The sequence below is a fragment of the Streptomyces diastaticus subsp. diastaticus genome (assembly GCF_011170125.1).
In the GTDB taxonomy this organism is placed as follows: Bacteria; Actinomycetota; Actinomycetes; order Streptomycetales; family Streptomycetaceae; genus Streptomyces; species Streptomyces diastaticus.
In genome coordinates, this window is record NZ_BLLN01000002.1 from 1,203,664 (window position 1) to 1,220,977 (window position 17,314).

1 pseudogene is annotated in these 17,314 nt (G+C 75.3%); it reads right to left on the minus strand.

Annotated features, from left to right (window positions below):
* Positions 1-84: 84 nt before the first annotated feature.
* Positions 85-17,274: pseudogene (locus Sdia_RS06920) on the minus strand (non-ribosomal peptide synthase/polyketide synthase); the annotation flags it as partial.
* Positions 17,275-17,314: the final 40 nt, after the last annotated feature.

Consider the following 17,314-nt stretch of genomic DNA (forward strand, 5'->3'; position numbering starts at 1 on the left):
AATCCCCCTGGGGCTGGTACCTGCACGGTGCTGGGTGTTGCGGCGTCTGCTCGGTCTGCTGCGGCGGTGCCGCTCCCTCGTCGCTCACTGCCGCATCGCCTCCTCCAGCTCCCGGAGGACACGCTCCTCCACGGCGGCGGTCAGCCCGGCGACGGTCGGCGCGTCGTAGAAGTCGCGGACGGAGAGGGCCACGCCGAAGGCGGCCCGGACGCGGGAGGTGACCTGGAGGAGCTGGATGGAGTTGCCGCCCAGGTCGAAGAAGTCGTCCTCGGCGCCGACACGGTCCTGCCCGAGGACCTCCCGCCAGATCCCGGCGAGTGCCTCCTCGCCCGGCGTACGCGGTGCGACGTACTCGGTGCCGCCCCGCTCCGCCGGGTCGGGCTCGGGCAGTGCCCGGCGGTCCACCTTGCCGTTGGCGTTGAGCGGCAGGGCGTCCAGCTCGACCAGGACGGCCGGGACCATGTACGCCGGGACGCGGGCCTTGAGGTGCGCGCGCAGCCCCGCCGGGTCGAAGGGGTGGCCCGCACGCGGCACGGCGTAGCCGACCAGGCGGATGTCGCCGCGCGCGTCGCGGCCCGGCGCGACCACGGCGGCCGTCACCGACGGGTGGGAGCGCAGGGCCGTCTCGACCTCGCCGGGCTCCACGCGGAAACCGCGGACCTTCACCTGCTGGTCGGCACGGCCCGCGAACTCCACGGTGCCGTCCGGCAGGTACCGGGCGCGGTCACCGGTGAGGTAGAGGCGGCCGCCGGGCTCCGCGCCGAACGGGTCGGCGACGAACCGGGTGGCGGTCAGCCCCGGCCGGTTGCGGTAGCCGCGCGCCACGCTGGGCCCGCCGATGTACAGGTCACCGGTGACCCCGGCCGGCACCGGCCGCATCGCCGCGTCCAGCAGGTACATGCGCACCCCCGGGTTGGGCCGCCCGATCGGCACGCCCGGGGTGTCGGGCAGCGCGTCGGGCGCCACCGGGTACAGGCAGGACTCGACGGTCGCCTCCGTCACGCCGTACGTGTTGAGGACGGTGGTCCCCTCGGCGGTGCGGGCCAGCAGCCTGCGGCAGTCGTCGGTGCGCCACAGGTCGGCGCCGGCCGCCAGGACCCGCAGTTCCGGCAGGCGCGCCCCGCGCCGTTCGGCCTCGTCGGCCACCGCGGTGACCAGCGCCGGGACCGTGTCCAGGTGGGTGACGCGGGCCTCGGTCAGCAGGTCGAGCAGGCGGGCGGGGTCGGCGACCGTCTCGGCCGGGGCGATCACCAGGGTGCCGCCGTGGCAGAGGGCGTGCACCAGGTCGGAGACGAACACGTCGAAGGAGAAGCTGGCGACGTTGAGCTGGCGCGCCGGCGCCCGCCCCGGCTCCGGCGTGAAGCCGTACGCCGTGTCCCACGAGGCGGCGCCGTGCACGACGCTGCCGTGCTCGACCTGCACGCCCTTGGGCCGGCCGGTCGACCCGGAGGTGTAGATGACGTACGCGAGGTCGCGCGGGGTCACCCCGGTCTCCGGCACCCGGGCGGGCCGGGTGGCGATCCGGTCCGCCTCCGCGTCCAGGGAGAGCACGGGCACGCGCGCGGCGGGCAGGCGGGCGGCGAGCGCGTCACGGGTGAGGACGAGGACGGCCCCGCTGTCGGACAGCACGTACTCCAGCCGGTCGGCCGGGTGCGCCGCGTCGAGCGGGACGTAGGCGCCGCCCGCCTTGAGGACGGCGAGCAGTGCCACGACCAGCTCCACTCCGCGCTCCAGGCAGATCGCGACGACCGCGCCCGGCCCGACGCCGTGGGCGACCAGGTGGTGGGCGAGCCGGCCGGCGCGCTCCTCCAGCTCCGCGTAGGTCAGCGAGTCCGGGCCCGAGGCCACCGCCTCGGCGCCGGGCGCGCGGCGGGCCTGGGCGGCGATCAGCTCGTGCAGGCAGGCCTCGCGCGGGTACGGCACGGGGGCTCCGCTCCAGCCGCCCGGCGCCAGCAGCTCCCGCTCCTGCTCGCCGGTGAGCGAGGGGAGCGCGGCGGGCGGCAGTTGGGCGTGGTCGGGCATCCCGGCCAGTAGCACCGACAGGTGGCGGGCGAGGTGGCCGATCCGCTCCGCCCCGAAGAGGGACGGGTCGTAGGCGAGGTCCAGCGCCAGCCGGTCGCCGTCGGTGTACGCGGTGAGGTCCAGCGCGTAACTCGTGGTGTCGACCGCCGACACCTCGGAGATCGACAGGCCGTGGACGGCGGCCGCGGCCTCGTTGTCCGGGTAGTTCTCGAAGACCACCAGCGACTCGAAGAGCTCGGCGCCCGCCGGGAGTTCGGAGACCTCCCGGATCTCCCGCAGGGCCAGGTGCTCGAAGGCGCGGGCCTCGGCCTGCTCGCGCTGGAGGCGCCGCAGCCAGTCGAGCAGCGTCTCGCCCTCCTCGGCGGCGCGGACCCGGACGGGCAGCGTGTTGAGGAAGTTGCCGACGGTCGACTCCATGCCGGGCAGTTCCGCCGGGCGGCCGGAGACGGTGGCGCCGAAGCAGACGTCCCCCTCCCCGGCGTGCCGGGCGAGCAGGAGCGCCCAGGCGCCCTGCACCACCGAGTTGAGGGTGAGGTGGTGGCGGGCGGCCATCGCGGACAGCGCCCTCGCCCGCTCCTCGGTCAGCCCGACGCGGACGCGCGCCGCGGCGTGCGCGCGGTGGCCGGGCGCGGGGCGCCGGTCGTGGGGGAGCGGCGTCGGGGCGTCGAACCCGGCCAGCGCCCGCGTCCAGTACGCCCGGGCCGCCCGCCCGTCCTGACGCCGCAGCCACTCCACGTACGCGCTGAACGGCGGGCGGCTGAGCGGGGCCGGGGCCGTGCCGGTGCCGAGGGCGGCGTACTGGGCGAAGACGTCCTCGAAGATCCGGGTGGTGCTCCACCCGTCGAGGACGATGTGGTGGAAGGTCCAGACGACCCGTACGGCGTCCGGCCGGGCGCGTACCAGGACGAGCCGCATCAGGGGACCGGCCGCCAGGTCGACACCCGCGGCCCGCTCCTCCTCGGCCAGCTCGGTCAGCGCGCCGGCCTGTTCCCCCTCCGGAAGACCCGTCCAGTCCAGGTGGCGGACGGTGAGCGGGGCGTGGTGGCGGACCACCTGGAGCGGTTCGGGCACGTCCTCCCAGACCAGGTGGGTGCGGAGCGCCGGGGTGGCGTCCACCAGCCGCTGCCAGGCGGCGGCCAGGCGGAGCGGGTCCCCGGCGCCCTCCAGCAGGAACGACGCCTGGTCGAGGTAGACCCCGGGGTCGGCCAGGGTGTGCAACAACATGCCGCTCTGCATCGGGGTGAGCGGATAGACGTCCTCGACGGCGGCGGCCGCCGGCCCGGTCCCGGCCAGCGCGTCCACCCCGGCCTGGTCGAGCCCGGCCAGCGGGAAGTCCGAGGGGGTGCGCCCGCCCGCCTCCGGCAGCGCGCAGTGGCGTACGAGCGCCCGCAGTTCGGCCGTGAAGTCGCGGGCCAGCCGCTGGACGGTCGCGGCGTGGTGCAGTCCGGCCGAGTAGGTCCAGGTGAAGGAGAGCACGCCGTCGCCGCCGACGACCCCGATCACGTCGATCAGGTGGGCCCGCTCCTCGTCCGGGTGGTGGTCCTGCCCGAGCGGCGGGAGAGCGGCGCGGACCGGGCCGGCGCCCGGGGCGGCCTCGGCGTCGAACCGGCCGTGGTAGTTGAAGCTGATCCGGGGTTCGGCGAGGCCGGCGAGGGGCGAGGAGCCGTCTGCGCCGGAGACGAGGTGGCGCAGGACTCCGTAGCCGATGCCGCGCTCGGGCACCGCCCGCAACTGCTCCTTCACCGTCTTCAGCGCGGCGCCCGGGTCGTCGCCGTCCGGCAGGGCGAGCGCCACCGGGTAGATCGAGGTGAACCAGCCGACGGTACGCGTCAGGTCGACGTCGTCGAAGAGTTCCTCGCGGCCGTGGCCCTCCACGGCGACGGCGGTCCGCTCGCGCCCCGTCCAGGTGCGCAGGGTCCGGGCGAGCGCGGTCAGCAGCACGTCGTCGGTGCGGGTGCGGTAGACCTCCGGGACCCGGTGGAGCAGGGCGGCGGTCTCCCCGGCGTCGAGTGAGACCTCCACGGTGGCCTGGTCCGCCATGGTGTTGCGCCCGCCCGGCAGGTCGACGGGGAGTCCGGTCGAGGCCGCCTCGCCGACGGCCCGCCAGTACTCCCGCTGCCCGTCGAAGCCGCCCTCGGCGGCGCGCCGGGCCAGCCGGTCGGCCCACTGGACCACCGAGGCGGTCTTCGGTCCCAGATCCACCGGGGCGCCGGAGGCCGCCTGCTCGTAGGCGCGGCCCAGGTCCTCCAGCAGGACGCGCCAGGAGACGCCGTCGACCAGCAGGTGGTGGGCGGCGACGAAGAGCCAGGCCGGCCTGCCGGGCCCCCGGTCGCCCACCAGGGCGCGGAAGAGCGGGCCCCGGGCGAGGTCCATGCCGGACTGCGCGGCCCGCGCCAGCTCCTCCCACGCGGCCTCCTCGCCGTCCGGGGCGAGCCGGTGCACGGTGAGGACGGCGTCGGGGGCGACGGCCGGCCGGAGGTGTCCCTCCCAGCGGCCGTCGGCGCGGCGGGTGAAGGTGGAGCGCAGCGCGTCGTGGTGGCCCAGCAGCGCGGTGAGCGCCGTGCGCATCACGTCCGTGCGGAAGCCCGGGGCCAGTTCGAACGCCATCGACATGGCGAAGTGCGCGGGTGCCACCGGGTGGTGGGCGAAGAACCACTCGCGGATCGGGGTCGGGCCCACCGGCCCGCTGACCACACCCTGCGGGGCGTGGGACGCCTCGTCGGGCGCCGCCTCGGCGACCGACGCGGCCAGTTGGGCGATGGTCTGCCGCAGGAAGATGTCCCGCGAGGAGAGCGTCAGCCCCGCCCGGCGCGCTCGTGAGACGACTTGGAGGCTGGTGATGGAGTCGCCGCCGAGGGTGAAGAAGTTGTCGTGGATGCCGATGTGGGGGGTGTTGAGGACGTTGGTCCAGATGTGGGTGAGGGTGTGTTCGGTGGGGGTGGTGGGGGCGGTGTATGGGGTGTTGGTGGTGGGGTTGGGTGTGGGGAGGGCGCGGTGGTCGATTTTGCCGTTGGGGGTGAGGGGGAGGGTGTCGAGGGGGATGAAGGTGGTCGGGATCATGTAGTCCGGCAGGGTGGTGGCGAGGTGTGTGCGTAGTTCGTCTGGGTCGGTGGTGGTTCCGACGGTGTAGGCGATCAGGTGTTGGCTGCCGGTGGGGGTGGTTCGTGCGAGGACGTGGGCTTGGGTGATGTGGGGGTGGGTGAGGAGGGTGGTTTCGGTTTCGGTGGGTTCGATGCGGTGGCCGCGGATTTTGATTTGGGTGTCGGTGCGGCCGTGGAAGTGGATGCGGCCGTCGGGGTGGCGGGTGGCGAGGTCGCCGGTGCGGTAGAGGCGTTGTCCGGGGTGGTGGGGGTGGGGGATGAAGCGGGTGGCGGTGAGGGCGGGTTGGTGGTCGTAGCCGCGGGCGAGGCCGGTGCCGCCGAGGTAGAGCTCGCCGGGGATGCCGGTGGGGGTGGGGGTGAGGTTGGTGTCGAGGATGTAGGCGTGGGTGTTGTCCATGGGGCGGCCGAGGGGGACGGGGTTGTGGGTGGTGTCGTGGGGGGTGAGGGGGCCGCTGATGGCGAAGGTGGTGGTTTCGGTGGGGCCGTAGGTGTGGACGAGGGTGAGGTGGGGGTTGGTGGTCTGGACGCGGTTCATGGTGGTGGGGGAGGCGGTTTCGCCGCCGGTCCAGAGTTCGTGGAGGCCGTGGAAGCAGGTGGGGTCTTCTTCGGCGAGGAGGTCGAAGAGGGCTTTGGTGAGGAAGAGTGAGGTGACGCCGTTGGTGATGGCTTGGCGGATGGTGGGTGCGGTGATGTCGTGGTCGGCGATGGTGAGGGTGTGGCCGTTGAGGAGGGGGGTCCAGATTTCGTGGGTGGCGGCGTCGAAGGAGTGGGGGGAGTGGAGGAGGAGGTGTTGGTGGGCGCCGTTTTTCCAGTGGGTGTCGGCGGTGAGGGCGGTGATGTCGTGGTGGGTGATGGCGACGCCTTTGGGCTTGCCGGTGGAGCCCGAGGTGTACATGACGTAGGCCAGTGAGTCGGGGTGGATGGTGGCTGGTGGCCGGTGGTCTGTTGTGGGTGGGGTGGTGACGTGGAGGGTGGGGGTGCCGCAGAGGTGGGTGTGGTTCTGGTCGGTGAGGATGAGGGTGGTGTGGCTGCGGGTGAGGATGTCGCGGGTGCGGTTTTCGGGGTTGGCGGGGTGGAGGGGGATGTAGGTGCCGCCGGTTTTGAGGATGGCGAGGATGGCGGTGATGAGGTCGGCGGAGCGGTTGAGGTGGAGGGCGACGCGGGATTCGGTGGTGATGCCTCGTTCGGCGAGGGCGCGGGCGAGGTGTTCGGCGCGGGTGTCGAGTTCGGCGTAGGTGAGGGTGCCGGTGCTGGTGTGGAGGGCGATGGTGTGGGGGGTTTGTGCGACGTGGGTGGCGAAGGCGGCGGTGACGGTGGTGGGGGGTGTGTCGGTGGTGGGGCCGTGGGCGGCGGTCAGGGCTTCGGCGTGTTCGGCGGGGCTGAGCATCGAGAGGTTCCGCAGGGGCTGGTCGGGGTCGCTGGTGGCCAGGCCGGTGGCCAGTTCCCGCCAGTGCGTGGCCATCCGGGCCACCGTCCCCGCGTCATACAGATCCGTGCTGTAGGAGATGACGGCGAGAAGCCCGTCGTCGGGCCTCGGTTCGAACTCGACGTTCAGGTCGAACGGGGTCGTCTCCACCGGCGGCAGCGTCTCCTCGACCAGCAGCCCGGGCAGCGCGAACGATCCCCGGGGCGCGTTCTGGAGGGTGACGGCGGCCTGCACGAGCGGGGTGCGGCTCGGGTCGCGTTCGGGGTCCAGCTCCTCCACCAGGCGGCTGAACGGCACGTCCTGGTGGGCGAAGGCGGCCAGCGTGGTCTCGCGCACCTGGTCGAGGAGGGCGCCGAAGCCCGCCGTCTCGTCGATCCGGGAGCGCAGCACCAGGGTGTTGACGAAGAAGCCGACCAGCCCTTCGAGCTCGGTACGGTCGCGGCCGGAGACGGCGGTCCCCACGGCCAGGTCCCGCTGGCCGCTGTGCCGGGCCAGCACCAGCTGGGTGACGGCCGTCAACGCCATCGACAGGGTGGCGCCCCGCCGCCGGGCCGCCTCGCCGAGCGCGGTGGCCACCTCGCGCGGCACCGGGAAGGAGTGCAGGGCGCCGCGTCCGCTGCGTACCGCCGGACGGGGCCGGTCGGCGGGCAGTTCCAGCACGGGCAGGTCGTGCAGCTGGTCACGCCAGTAGGCGAGATGCGGCTCCAGCGCCTCGTCGGTGAGGCGGGCCCGCTGCCAGGCCGCGTAGTCCGGGTAGTGCGCCGGGAGCGCCGGCAGCCGGGGCTCGGTGGCGCGGACGGCGCAGGCGTACAGCTCGCTCAGTTCGCGGGCGACGATTCCCATGGACCAGCCGTCGGTGACGATGTGGTGCAGGGTGACCATCAGCGTCGCGCCGTCGGCGCGGGCACCGGGCGCGTCCTGGACCAGCAGGACGCGGACCAGCGGGCCGGTACGCAGGTCGAACGGCCGGGCCGCCTCGTCGCGCAGGGCGTCCCGCGCCTCCTCGGCGGAACCCGGCTCCACCACCCGCACCGGCACGTCCTGACGGTCGTGGACCGTCTGCGTGCCGCGGCCGTCCACCGGGGTGAAGGTGGTGCGCAGGGCCTCGTGGCGGGCGACCAGGCCGCTGACCGCCGTACGGAGCGCCGCCAGGTCGAGGGTGCCGGTCAGCCGGAGCGTCGTGACCACGTTGTACTCGCTGGAGCCGGGCGCGAACTGGTCGAGGAACCAGAGGCGTTCCTGGGCGAAGGAGAGCGGCGGCGCGGTGTCGCGGGGGGCCCGGGGGATCGGGCCCCCGGAGGCCGGGCGGTCCCCGGCGGAGGCGGCGTCGACCGCCTCCGCGAGCGTGGCCACGGTCGGGTGGTCGAAGAGGGTCCGCGGCGAGAGCCCCGTGCCGAGCCGGGTCCGCAGCCGCGAGACCACCTTCAGCCCCGCGATGGAGTCCCCGCCCAGCGCGAAGAAGTCCTGGTGCGCGCCGACCCGTTCGACGCCGAGCACCTCCGCCCAGACCTGGGCCACCACCGTCTGCGTGCCCGGCAGGGGCGCCGTGTGTTCCGCGGCGCCCTCCTCGGGACCGCCGTCCCCGTCGCCGGGCGCGGGCAGCGCCCGCCGGTCGACCTTGCCGTTGACGGTCAGCGGCAGCGCCGCCAGCTCGACCAGCTCCGAGGGCACCATGTACGCGGGCAGCCGGTCCGCCAGGCCCTCGCGGAGCGCCGGCACGTCCAGCGTCGTGCCGCTCGCCGGGACCACGTACGCCACCAGCCGCTTGGCTCCCGAGCGGGTCTCGCGGGCCGCCACCGCGACGCCGCCCACGTCGGGCCGGGCGCGCAGGGCCGCCTCGATCTCGCCCAGTTCGATGCGGTGGCCGCGGATCTTCACCTGGCCGTCGCCACGGCCGAGGAAGGCGAGGCGCCCGTCGGGGCCGCGTCGCACCACGTCCCCCGAGCGGTACAGGCGCCGGCCCGAGCCGAACGGGTCCGCCACGAACCGGGCCGAGGTCAGCGGCGCCTGCCCGTCGTAGCCGCGGGCCAGCCCGGGACCGCCGAGGTACAGCTCACCGGGGACGCCGACGCCGACCGGCCGCAGGGCACCGTCCAGCACGTAGGCGAGGGTGTCGTCCATGGGGCGGCCCAGCGGGACGGGGCCGGGGCCGGCGGTGTCGTCCGGGGTGACGGGGCCCGAGAGGGCGAAGGTGGTCGCCTCGGTCGGACCGTAGACGTGGACGAGTTCGGTCGCCGGGCAGTGTGCGGCCATCCGTGCCATCGCGGGGGCGGAGGCGGCCTCGCCGCCGGTCCACACCTCGCTGAGCCCGGCGAAGCAGGCCGGGTCCTCCTCGGCGAGCGCACCGAAGAGCGCGGTGGTCAGGAAGACCGCCGCCACCCCGCGTCCGGCGGCGCGCCGCACCACCGCGGCCGACAGGTCCTCCTCGGCCACCTCCACACAGCCGCCGCCCAGCAGCGGCACCCACACCTCGTAGGTGGCGGCGTCGAAGGAGTGCGGCGAGTGGAACAGCACGTGCCGGTGGGCACGCGACCGCCACCGGCGGTCGGCCGCCAGGGCGACCACCGCCCGGTGGGTGACGGTCACCCCCTTCGGCGTACCGGTCGACCCGGAGGTGGACATGATGTATGCCGGTTCGTCGGCCGGCACCGACGGTGACGGGACCCCCGCCGGGGCCCACGCCCGCCGGGTGGCCTCGGAGAGCTGGAGCACACCGACCCCGGCGGGCAGGTGCGGGGCCGCGGCGTCGGCCACCAGGAGCTGGGCACCGGCGCCGCCGAGGATCTGCTCCATCCGCTCCACCGGATGGGCCGGGTGGAGCGGGACGTACGCCGCCCCCGTCTTCAGCACCGCCAGCATCGCCACCACCACGTCGGGCGAACGCCTCAGCAGCAGCCCCACCCGCGCCCCGGCGCCGACGCCGCGGGACCGCAGCGCCGCCGCGACCCGGTCGGAGCGGGCGTCCAGCTCGCGGTAGGTGAAGGAGAGGTCGCCGCAGCGGACGGCGGGGGCCTCCGGGGCCGCCGCCACCCGCCGGGCGAACGCCTCCGGCACGGAGGTGTGGAGCTCCGGCGCGCCCAGGCTCCCGCTCCACTCGCCCAGCACGCGCCCGCGCTCCGCCTCGCCGAGCATCGGCAGCGCCGCGAGCAGCCCGTCCCCGGTGTCCTCGGCGAGCACGGTGAGGGCCCGCAGGAAGCCGTCCGCCAGCCGCTCGACGGTGTCGGTGTCGAAGAGCGCCGGGTCGTGGCCGACGGTGACATCGAGGGTGTCGGAGGGCCGGACGGTGAGGGTCAGCGGGTAGTTGGTGGACTCGACGGCGTCCAGCTCGCGGACGCCCACCCCGTGGCCGGCCCCCTCGCCGGTCGTCACCGGGTAGTTCTCGATCACCAGCAGGCTGTCGAAGAGCGCGGCCCCCGTCGCCGGTCCGGCCGGGATCTCGTGCAGCGGTACATGGGCGTACTCGGTGGCCTCGGCCTGCGCCGCGCCGAGCGCGCGCAGCCACGGGCCGACGCGCTCCCCGGGGCCGGTGGTGACGCGTACCGGGACGGTGTTGATGAAGAGGCCCACCGTCGACTCGGCGCCCGGCAGGTCGGCGGGACGGCCCGAGACCGTCGTCCCGAAGACGACGTCCGTGGTACCGGCGTGCGCGGCCAGCGTCAGCGCCCAGGCGGCCTGCGCCAGCGTGCCGGGCGTCACCCGGTGGCGGCGGGCCGCCGCGGTGACGGCGGCCGAGGCGGCGCGGCCGAGCCGGGCGGTGTGCCGGCCGGTGGATCCGGAGCGGTGGGCGTCGCCCGGGGCGCGGTCGTAGGGAAGGGCGGTGGGCTCCGCGAAGCCCGCCAGCCGCTCCCGCCAGAACTCCAGCCCCGCCGCCCGGTCCCGGCCGGCCAGCCAGACCAGGTGGTCGCGGAAGGAACCCCGCGCGGGGAGTCCGGCCGGCTTCCCGGCCCGTGCCGCGGCGTACGCGGCCACCACGTCGGCGACGACGGCCGCGCTGCTCCACCCGTCGAGGAGCAGGTGGTGGAAGGTCCACACCACCCGTACCCGCTCACCGGGCAGCGCCGCCAGCGTCACACGGGTCAGCGGCCCGTCCCCGGAGAGCTCCATCCCCGTGGCCCGGTCCCCGGCGAGCAGCGCGGCCAGCGACGCCTCGCGCTCCGTCCCGGTCCGCGCCGTCCAGTCGAGCACCTCCACCGGCAGCAGGACCTCCCGGCGCACCACCTGCACCGGCTCGGGCAGTCCTTCCCAGCGGACCGAGACCCGCAGCGCGTCCGAGGCGCCGACCACCTGCCGCCAGGCCCCGGCCAGTACCGCCAGGTCGTCCACGCCGTCCAGGACGAAGGTGAACTGCTCCAGGTAGGCGCCCCGCCCGGGCTCGTTCAGCGCGTGGAAGAGCATCCCCGACTGGAGCGGCGTCAGCGGATACACGTCCACCACGTCACCCGGCCGCCGCTCGCCGCCCGACAGGGTGATCCGGTCCACCTCGTCCTGGGTGAGCCGCACCAGGGGGAAGTCGGAGGGGGTGCAGCGGCCCGCGCCGGGCCGGGCGCAGTGCGCGAGGAGCTCGCGCAGCTCGGCCGTGTACCGCTCGGCCAGCGCCGCCACCGTCGCCCGCGCGTGCAGGTTCTCCGAGTACGTCCAGGTGAAGGTCAGCCGTCCGTCCTGGACGGCGCCGACCACCTCCAGGACGTGGCCGCGCGCCTCACCCGGGTGGTGCTCGCCGCCGGGGTTCAGCACGAGGGAGCGGGCCCAGCCGGAGCCGTCGGCCGCGCCGAAGTGCCCGAGGTAGTTGAAGGCCAGCTCGGGAGCGGGGGCCTCGGTGAGGCCGAGGGCCCGGTCTCCGGCCGGGCCCGGGTGGGTGGCGCGCAGGTACCGCAGCGCGCCGTATCCCACTCCCTGCCCGGGGACGGCCCGCAGCCGCTCCTTGACGGCCGGGAGCAGCTCGCTCCAGTCCCCGGCCGCCTCGCCGGGGAGGTCGAGGGCGACGGGGTGGAGGGAGGTGAACCAGCCGACGGTACGGGTCAGGTCGACCTCGTCGAAGAGTTCCGCGCGGCCGTGCCCCTCCAGGTGCACGGCCAGCCGTCCCGATCCGGCCCACGGCCCGAGCGTGCGGGCCAGGGCCGCCAGGAGCACGTCGTTGGGCTGGGTGCGGTAGACGGACGGGACGGCGCGCAGCAGCGCGTCGGTCTCCTCCGCGGAGAGCCCGGCCGAGACCGAGCGTTCGCTGCCCACGGTGTTCGCCCCGCCCGGCAGGTCCACCGGAAGCCGGGTGCCGGCGTCCGCCAAGACGTCCTGCCAGTAGGGGAGTTCCGCGTCGAAACCGCCGTTGGCGGTGTGCTGCGCCAGCCGCTCGGCCCACTGCCGGACCGAGGTCCCCTTCGGGTCGTACTCCGGCTCGGCGCCCCCGGCGATCCGCCGGTACGCCGACTCCAGGTCCTCCAGGAGCACCCGCCACGACACCCCGTCCATCACCAGGTGGTGCGCGGCGATCAGGACCCGCACCGGCGCCTCGGGGGCGCCCGTCCCCACCAGTACGCGCACCAGCGGGCCCGTGCCGAGATCCAGCCCCGCGTGCGTCCGGGCGGCCAGTTCCGCCCAGGCGGCGTCGCCCTCGTCGGGGACGGCGGTGAAGACCGCGTCCACATCGACGGCGGTGCTGATCCGGCCCTCCCACCGGCCGTCCGGGAGCCGGGTGAAGGCGGAACGCAGCGCGTCGTGCCGCGCCAGCAGGGCCGCCACGGCGGCCCGTAGAGCGGCCAGGTCCGTACCGGCCGGGAGGAGGAATCCGGCGCCCATGTTGAAGTGGTGGGGCGCGACGGGGTGCGTGGCGAAGAACCACTCGCGGATCGGTGTCGTGACGACCTCGCCGCTCACCGGGCCCTGTTCGGCGAGGGTCTCGGCCGCGTCCTCGGCGGGCTGGACGGCCTGTGCGAGGGCGGCGACGGTCGGGTGGAGGAAGACGTCGCGGGAGGTGAGGGCGAGTCCGGCGCGGCGGGCGCGGGAGACCACCTGGAGGCTGATGATCGAGTCGCCGCCGAGGTCGAAGAAGTTGTCCTCCACGCCCACCCGTTCGCGGCCCAGCACCGTGGCCCAGATCTCGGCGAGGAGCCGCTCCGTCCCGGTGCGGGGCGCGAGGTGGGTGGCGGGGGCGGTCTCGACCTGGGGCGCGGGCAGGGCGGCCCGGTCGAGCTTGCCGGCGGCGTTGAGCGGTAGCGCGTCGAGGGTGACGAAGGCCGCGGGGAGCATGTGGTCCGGGAGCGTGCGGGCGAGGTGCGCCCGCACCTCGGCCGGGTCGGCCGGCTCCGGGCCGGTGGTGACGAGGTAGGCCACCAGGTACTTGGTCCCCGGCTGGTCCTCGCGGGCGACGACGGCGGCCTGGCCGGTCCCGGGAAGGGCGAGCAGGGCCGTCTCGATCTCGCCCGTCTCGATGCGGTGGCCGCGGACCTTGATCTGGTGGTCGTTGCGGCCCGCGTACTCCAGGGTGCCGTCGAGGTGGCGGCGGACCAGGTCCCCGGTGCGGTAGAGGCGGGCCCCCTGGTCGTAGGGGTGGGCGACGAAGCGTTCCGAGGTCAGGTGCGGCCGGCCGATGTAGCCGCGGGCGAGGCTGCCCGCGAGGTACAGCTCGCCCCAGGAACCGGCCGGGACGGGGTTGAGGGTCGCGTCCAGGACGTAGGCGCTCTTGCCCGCCAGGGGACGGCCGATGGGGACCGTGGTGGCCTTCGGGTCCGGGTTCTCGTGGGAGAACCAGCCGGTGGCGTACACGGTGGCCTCGGTCGGGCCGTAGATGTTGGCGACGGTGGTGTGCGGCAGGGCGCGGCGCGCCTGGTCGAGGAGTGTGGTGGGGAAGGCCTCGCCGGCCAGGATCAGCAGCTTCGGGTCCAGTCGGGTGGTCGGCTCGGCCACCAGCGCCTGGAAGGCGGAGGGGACGGCGGAGACGAGTGTGCCGTCCCAGGCGGGGTGGTCGGTGAGGCTGAGGATGTTGTGGGCGATCTCCAGAGTGCCGCCGGTGGCGAGGGTGCCGAAGAGTTCGAAGACGGAGACGTCGAAGTTGAGGCTGGTGGAGAAGAAGGTGTGGGCGAAGGTGTCTTCGCCGAGGGTGGTGGCCCAGGCGACGAGGCGGGCCATGGCGTGGTGCGGGACGACGACGCCCTTCGGCTTGCCGGTGGAGCCCGAGGTGTAGATGACGTACGCCGCGTTCTGCGGGGAGACGGCGGGGTGTGGCACGGGGCTGTCGTCGGTGGTGCGGGCCGCCTCGACGAGGGCGGCGTCCACGGTGAGGTGGGTGCCGCTGTCGCCGCGCATGTGCTCCAGGCGGTCGGCGGGGTACTCGGGGTCGAGCGGGACGTAGGCGGCGCCGGTCTTGAGGACGGCGAGGGCGGCGACGACCAGGTCGGGGGTGCGGGGCAGGGAGATGCCCACGCGCTTCTCGGGTCCGGCGCCGAGGGCGAGCAGGTGGCGGGCGAGCTGGTCGGCACGCCGGCCCAGCTCCGCGTAGGTGACGGAGGTGTCGCCGTGGCGGAGCGCGACCGCGTCCGGCGCGGCCGCCGTCCGCTCGGCGACCAGCTCCACGACCGTGCGGAAGGCCGCCGGTTCCGGTACGGCCTCGGACGGGGGCAGGAGGGCGGCGCGTTCGGCCGGCCCCAGCATGTCGTGCCGGGCCAGCGGCAGCCCGGGTGCTCGTACGGCCTGCTCGGTGAGGTGCAGCCAGTGGTGGCAGAGCCGGTCCACGGTGGCCGCGTCGAACAGGTCGGAGTTGTACTCGACCTCGGCCGTGAGCCGCCCGTCGGGCTCCGCGAAGAACTCCCACATGAGGTCGAACCGCGAGGAGGACCGGGGCACGGGCTGCCGCCGGGCAGGACGGCCCGCGAAGTCGGGGGCGAGGCCCAGGGAGTTCTGGAGGACCAGCAGAGCCTGGACGAGGGGACTGCGGCTCGGGTCGCGGTCGGCGCCGACCGCCTCCACCACCCGGTCGAACGGGGCCTCCTGATGGGCGAACGCCTCCAGCACCGTGGCGCGGACCTGCCGCAGGAAGGCGTCGAACGACACCCGCTCCTCCACCCGCTGCCGCAGCACCAGGGTGTTGACGAAGAAGCCGACCAGGTCCTCCAGCTCGGGCCGCTCACGCCCGGAGACCACCGTGCCGAGGGCGATGTCCCGGCGGCCGGTGTACCGCGAGAGGACCAGTTGGGTGACAGCGGTCAGCGCCATGAAGAGGCTGGCGCCGCCCTCCCGCGCCACCGCGGTGAGCCGGGCCGTCAGCTCCGCCGGGACCTCGAAGGTGTGCAGGGCGCCCGCCGAGGTGCGCACGGCCGGGCGGGGCCGGTCGGCCGGCAGCTCCAGGGGCTCGGTCCCGGCGAGCTTCTCCCGCCAGTAGGACAGCTGGCCGTCGAAGGCGTCACCGGCCACCCGGTCGCGCTGCCAGGCGGCGAAGTCCGCGTATCGCACGGGCAGCGGCGGGAGTTCGGCCCGCTCGCCGCGTACCGCCCCCGCGTACAGGGTGCTCAGCTCGCGGGTGATCACCCCCATCGACCAGCCGTCCGTGGCGATGTGGTGCATCGAGAGGACCAGCACGGTGGCGCCCTCCCACGCGAGCCGCACCACCAGGACGCGGGCGGGCGGGCCGGTGCGCAGGTCGAACGGGGTGGCCTGCTCCGCCGCCAGCACCCGCCGCAGCTCCTCCTCACCGTCGGCGTCGACGGCGCGCAGGGGCAGTGGGAGCGCGGTGTGCACGGTCTGCGCGCCCTCGGCGAAGGTGGTCCGGAGCGGCTCGTGCCGCGCGACGAGGGCGTCCAGCGCGGTGCGCAGCGCGGTCAGGTCCAGCCCGCCGGCGACCCGCAGCGCGAGACCGGTGTTGTACTCGACGCCGCCGGGCGTGAACTCGTCGAGGAACCACAGGCGTTCCTGCCCGGGGGAGAGCGGCAGCCGCGCCCCGTCGCGGGGCACGGCCGGGATCACCCCGCCGGGCTCGACGGCCCCACCGGCGCCCTCCCGCGTCAGCACGGCCGCCAGCCGGGCCGGGGTCGGGTGGTCGAAGAGGGCCCGGGCGGGCAGGTCGGCGCCGAGCGTGCGCCGCAGCCGCGAGGTCGCCTTCAGGGCGGCGACGGAGTCCCCGCCCAGCGCGAAGAAGTCGTCCTCGGCGCCGGCCCGTTCGATCCCGAGGAGATCGGCCCACAGGTCGCACAGGGCGCGCTCGGTGCTGCCGCGTGGCGCCACGTACGCGGCCGCCGCGGTGGTGCCGGGGGCGGGCAGGGCCCGGTGGTCGATCTTTCCGTTGGGGGTGAGCGGCAGCGCGTCGAGGGTGACGAAGGCGGCCGGGACCATGTACTCCGGCAGCGTCCGGGCGAGCCGGGCGCGCAGGGCGGCCGGGTCCTGCGGGGTGGCGGCCACCAGGTAGGCGGTGAGCCGCTTCGCGCCGGGGAGGTCCGCCCGGGCGACGACGCAGGCGCGGGTGACGGCCGGGTCGGCGAGGAGGGCCGCCTCGATCTCGCCCGGCTCGATGCGGTGGCCGCGGATCTTGACCTGGCCGTCGGTGCGGCCGAGGAAGTCGATCCGGCCGTCGGGGCGCCGCCGCACGAGGTCACCGGTGCGGTACAGGCGCCCGCCCGGCCGGTGCGGGTCCGCGACGAACCGGGTGGCGGTGAGGTCGGGCCGGCCGTCGTAGCCGCGCGCGAGGCCGGCGCCGCCCAGGTACAACTCGCCCGGGGTGCCCTCCGGCACCGGCGCCAGGGCGGCGTCCAGGATGTGGGCGCCGGTGTCGTCCATGGGGACGCCGAGCGGGACGTGGCTGTCGCGGGTGTCGGCGGGCGAGAGGGGGCCGCAGACGGCGAAGGTGGTCGTCTCGGTAGGACCGTAGACGTGGACCAGGGTGAGCCGCGGGACGGCCTCCTGGACCCGGGCCATCGCCGCGGGCGAGGCGGCCTCGCCGCCCGTCCAGACCTCGCTGAGGCCGGTGAAGCACTCCGGGTCCTCCTCCGCGAGGAGGTCGAAGAGGGCCTTCGTGAGGAAGACGGCCCGCACCCCGTCCGCCACGGCCCGGCGCAGCACCGGCCCGCTGATCCCCTCCTCGGCGACCGTGACGGTGCCGCCGTTCAGCAGCGGCACCCAGATCTCGTAGGTGGCGGCGTCGAAGGAGTGCGGCGAGTGGAAGAGCACGTGCGCGTGGGCCCCGCCGCGCCAGCGCGAGTCGGCGGCCAGCGCGGTGATGTCCTCGTGGGTGACGGCCACCCCCTTGGGCACGCCGGTCGAGCCCGAGGTGAACATGACGTACGCGAGCGACGCCGGGCGGGGGGCCGCGGCGGGCAGGGGGGAGCTGCCCGCCGCGGTGTCCGGGTCCACCGGCAGCGCCGGGAGCCCGGCCACGGTGGAGCGGTCCCGGTCGGTGAGGACGAGCGAGGAGCGGCTCCGGGTGAGCAGGGCGCGGGTGCGCTCCTCGGGGTCGTCCGGATGCAGCGGGACGTACGCCGCTCCCGCCTTCAGCACCGCGAGCATCGCGACGACCACGTCCGCCGAGCGCGCCAGCAGCAGTCCCACCCGGGACTCGGCGCCCACGCCCCGCGCGACCAGGCCTCGCGCCAGCCCCTCGGCGCGCCGGTCGAGTTCGCGGTAGGTCAGGGTGCGTCCGCCGCACACCACGGCCACCGCGTCCGGACGCGCCGCCACGCGGGCCGCGAACCCCTCCACGACCGTCGCGTGCTGGACCGCCGGCATCGACCGCTCACCCTGGGACATCGTGGACTCTCCGGATTTCTCGAAACTGATGGCGCACGGA